Genomic DNA, 305 nt, shown 5'->3' with positions numbered 1-305 from the left:
AGGTTCTGCAGCAGCGGCTTGGCCATCTGCACACGATGGCCCTGGGTCACTTGCTGTTCCACCAACCGCGCCAGGCCCAGGCCGACCGAGTAGCGCTTGGACATGGCACTGAAATCCACCACATCCTCCTGCACCAGCGTGCGCAGGATGTTAAAGCAGGTGCTGGGGTTGATTGCCAATTGTCGGGCGATGTCCACCGAACGTTCGGGCGTGCCGACCTGGCTGAGGTAGCGCAGGATGCGTATGGCATTGGAAACCGGCTTGACGGTAACCGCTGTGCCCAATTTAGTGCTGTCGTTGACGTC

The 305-nt window shown here is 60.3% G+C and carries 1 protein-coding gene; it reads right to left on the bottom strand.

Annotated elements, in window-relative coordinates; translation table 11 throughout:
- Positions 1 to 305: helix-turn-helix domain-containing protein (locus M2R48_RS21260; protein WP_262087617.1), on the bottom strand; the 305-nt coding region annotated here is incomplete at both ends.

Source organism: Acinetobacter sp. I-MWF, from assembly GCF_025433935.1.
Lineage (GTDB): Bacteria > Pseudomonadota > Gammaproteobacteria > Pseudomonadales > Moraxellaceae > Acinetobacter > Acinetobacter guillouiae.
The sequence above is the reverse complement of the archived record's forward strand: the minus strand, read 5'-3'. Positions and strand labels throughout refer to the sequence as shown.